The organism is Acinetobacter sp. AB03 (assembly GCF_058107045.1).
Genome location: NZ_JBUEBA010000069.1, coordinates 1 through 3546, shown reverse-complemented (window position 1 = coordinate 3546; position 3546 = coordinate 1). Strand labels below are relative to the sequence as shown.

The window sequence follows — 3546 nt, the reverse complement described above, 5'->3', positions numbered from 1 at the left end:
ACCAATCAATACCATAACCACAATGAGCAATCAGATGCTCAAAGAAAATCCGTTGTGTACGTCCATTACCTTCACGGAATGGGTGTATGACATTAAGCTCACAATACAAGTCGGCAAGTTGAGGAATCAGTTGTTGTGGTGCTAAGCCTTGAAAGTATTTTTTTTCTTGAAGCGGTTTGAGTAGTTTATTGGTTTCAATTTCAATACGGGAAAAATTACAAAAACGGGTGTCACCTTTGGAAATATCGATTTGTCTTAACTTTCCTGCCCAGTCGTATAAGTCGCCAAAGAGCTGCGCATGAATTGATTTTAAGTATTGTAAGTCGTAAGGTGGTTCAGCATATTCAATTAAGTTACTTGCCAATCCAGACAGTTCTAGTTCAGCTTGTTCTAAAATTTGTTCATCATGAATATTGAGTTTGTTCTTTAGGATATTTGTGCCAGGGTAACAATACAGGCTGTCACCCATTTCCCCATATTTATCCATACATGCACCTGACTAAGTTTCGGGTTGCGAATACTTCTTATATTTTTGCAAGATTTCAGCTTTACTTTGTTGAGTTGTTTGAGCTGTCGTTGTAATGCCTTCAAGCTTTAGGCTGGCTTGATAGTTTTGCGCACGTGTCGCTTGAATATATTTTTTTTTCTGTTCAGTGGTTCTGAGCATTTCGAAACTCCATTGATGCTACACGTGAAGTAAGTATAGCAGAGAATCTTTTTGATCAATGCTGCATACACAGCATTTCAAAATGTAATACAACGGTATTGTTTCATGTAATAACAGAAAACTAAAAAAAATTGGAAGAATATTTGAAATTTAGATCAACTTTAATAAGAAAAACCTATGTAGTTGTTGATAATTGTAATTTTAAGAAGATTTGATTGATTAATTAAATGAATTTTCATATACAAAGATATGCTCATTTTTTATATCGATAAAAATGTTAAAATTTGCCTATTTAGTAAAAAATATAGAGATTTTTATGGGGCAATTTATCATGCCCTTTTGCTTTGACCGACCAAATGTTCTGCTTGAGATAGTAAAAATTAACTCAGAACTACTAAAAATCAAAAAGATTAAACAGAGTCAGAAAGTAGTAGTACAGGCAAAGTTCAAAGTAATCTACGTCAAAATTTGGCAAAAAATCTTGCTATTGATGCAAACGGAGCCTGGCTTACGTGTGCATTCTAATTATGTTGCAATCTTACAGTTGATACATAATCTTGATGATTTTATCGAAAAATCACAGCAACACTTGTGCTTTGAAAGGAAAGCTCAGAAAGAGCTGGATGCTAAATTTTTTGCTCGATTTTTTAAGCTAACAAAGAATCCAATAAAAGATCAACTTTTACAAAATTGTTTAGATCGTAATGAATTTAGACAATGCAATGTGATAAAAAATTAAGCGAAAATGAATATGCCGAAGATTGACGCAGAAGAGCACTTTTTAGATTTAGCAGAAAAATTCCAAAAAGATTATTGTCTGTTACATGATGATGTTGTGAATACACAATTTATTGATCTATCAGATGATTTGTATAAAGAAGTCTACGCGCTATACAAATTAGCACAACAAATTTATAGCTATATATCAGGCTCCAGACAGATCGGTAAGTATTCTTTTTTGGCTGCTTTGAGTTATTTTTCATGTCCGAATATTAGTAATACTCAAGAGTTGTCGTCTGTACGTTATTTGATTTTGCAAGCGAGTTTTTTAACATATCGGCAGTATCAAGAATTTGCAAAAATTGATAAAGCTGAGAATAAGCAAAAACATGTTTGTGATCTCTTTCGCTATGTCTCACGATATGTTCTGGATTCTAATCATGCTGAATTATTTCAAGAATGCAGTGAGCTACTAAATCGCTATGTCATGTACGAACGTAACTTGAAAAAGGAGGATCGTAATCAACTTTTTAATATTAAAGATTTCAAACAAGTACAAGCCATAGAGTATTTATCGGCTCTATTAATAATTTTTAAAAGACTAGATGATCGTCGTGTAGTTCATCGTCAGCGTAAGTCAAAAAAAAGCAAAGTTTTGAAATGGCCCACTAAAAATGAACTCAAAAAATTTCGTGAAATAAAATCAGGTAAGCATGAAGATATCGGACATAACGCAAAGATCAGTTTTTATGATGCCTCTCTTCACAAAGATGAAGATCGTGAAATTGAGTTATTGGACACTGAAGTAGAATTATACTCTGAAGATGAAAAAACTAAAAATTTTAATCATTTAATTAGTGATTATGCTGCGTATTACACGCGGCATCGCCAACGCCGTCATGCGCCATTTATTACAAATCCACATTATTTGGCGCCAGATATACTGAAGCAAATTGTTTATGTGTTGAGAACTGAGTTAAATAGGGACTGGAATGATGCTGCAATCGCTGCAGCATGTTTATTGTCACTTTTGACGGGATTATCACCCGTCGCACTGATGGATTTTAACGAGCTTATTCAAGATGGAATTTTGATCCAAAATGGTTCAAGTAGACGTCGCGAATATTTACTCAAATTAAATCTTAAAATTACAGAGCAGAAGATTAAGAGCTTAAATGATGAGCGATGGAATGAAGTGATGACACATCAACTACATTTACCTTCTGCTTGGTTTGACTATATAGAACAAGCATCGAATCCAATAATTTCTTCAACAGACATTAATACAAAACTTAAGAATTGGCTTGATAATCGGTTTGTAGGTTCGATCACTGTTGAAAAACTGCAGGCTCAATTATATTTTCATATATATTATGAAACATATAATGAATATCTAGCTCATGTAATTGCTGGGCGGGATAGTCAGCATCACATGCCTGGTATCTATTATGGAGGGCTACCGAAAGCTCAACTCAGTAGCACATATCTAGCCTTTGTAGAAACAGCACTTACACATTCCTCGCAATTTACTGAAGAACTCAAAATATTGCGACAACAATTCAAAGTGCAATCTGCCTTAGCTCTAGGAAGGATAGGGAGCCAACTGGCACTTGAACCCAGTTTTGTGAAAGAGCAATTTGCTTTTTTACATAAACATTGCCAAGAAAATATTCAAAAAGATCAACATATCATTAATCAACTGAATGCATACGCATGTTGGATGTGGCATATCAGCTTGTTGAGTTTGGCAAGTCGGCCTAAAGAAAACCTGTTGGGGAATTTGGATGATTATTGTGTTGAGCTCAAGCTTTTATATGTAAACGATAAAAGAAATAGTAAAGCAAGAAAAGATGGTCGTTTTATCCCATTATCTGATTTTTTCATAAAAACACTGCAAAATTACACAGTCTTTTTAGAACAAATTATTGAAGCGTACGGTTCGTTTTTTAGACAAGTCTTTGCAAAGAAAATTACTGTAAATGATCTTTTTGGCAAGGTCATTGATAGTAAAGATATCTTGCCGATAACTGTCAAAGAGTGGCAGAGCAGAAAAATTAAGTTAATCCCTTTATCTCGAAACTGGGTAAATTTATATATGGAAGGAATCTTTCCAAAGAATATGTATTCGAATTGGTTACGTCATTTTGATATGAATTTTT

The 3546-nt window shown here is 33.8% G+C and carries 4 protein-coding genes; 2 read left to right on the top strand and 2 right to left on the bottom strand.

Annotated elements, in window-relative coordinates; all coding sequences use genetic code 11:
- Both ACY3FQ_RS18400 and ACY3FQ_RS18395 read right to left on the bottom strand, forming a co-directional pair.
- Positions 1-487, bottom strand: a 487-nt coding sequence (locus ACY3FQ_RS18400; protein ID WP_489774615.1) for a putative adenosine monophosphate-protein transferase Fic, incomplete at its 3' end; no start/stop codon positions are given.
- Between the two features lie 12 nt (positions 488-499).
- A complete protein-coding gene (locus ACY3FQ_RS18395; protein ID WP_002125865.1) occupies positions 500-667 on the bottom strand; it encodes a YhfG family protein in 168 nt (55 codons plus the stop codon).
- Positions 668-941: 274 nt separating this feature from the next.
- Here ACY3FQ_RS18395 and ACY3FQ_RS18390 point away from each other — a divergent pair, with 274 nt between their 5' ends.
- Both ACY3FQ_RS18390 and ACY3FQ_RS18385 read left to right on the top strand, forming a co-directional pair.
- Positions 942-1406 carry a hypothetical protein gene (locus ACY3FQ_RS18390; RefSeq protein ID WP_171066967.1) on the top strand — a complete coding sequence of 155 codons (465 nt, stop codon included), beginning with the start codon at positions 942-944 and terminating at the stop codon, positions 1404-1406.
- A gap of 12 nt (positions 1407-1418) precedes the next feature.
- Positions 1419-3546: hypothetical protein (locus ACY3FQ_RS18385; RefSeq protein ID WP_489774614.1), on the top strand; the 2128-nt coding region annotated here is incomplete at its 3' end.

What these genes read in the sequence shown, in the direction of transcription:
- ACY3FQ_RS18395 (WP_002125865.1), bottom strand. Translation starts at nt 667, where the DNA reads ATGCTCAGAACCACTGAACAGAAAAAAAAATATATTCAAGCGACACGT.
- ACY3FQ_RS18390 (WP_171066967.1), top strand. Translation starts at nt 942, where the DNA reads ATGTTAAAATTTGCCTATTTAGTAAAAAATATAGAGATTTTTATGGGG.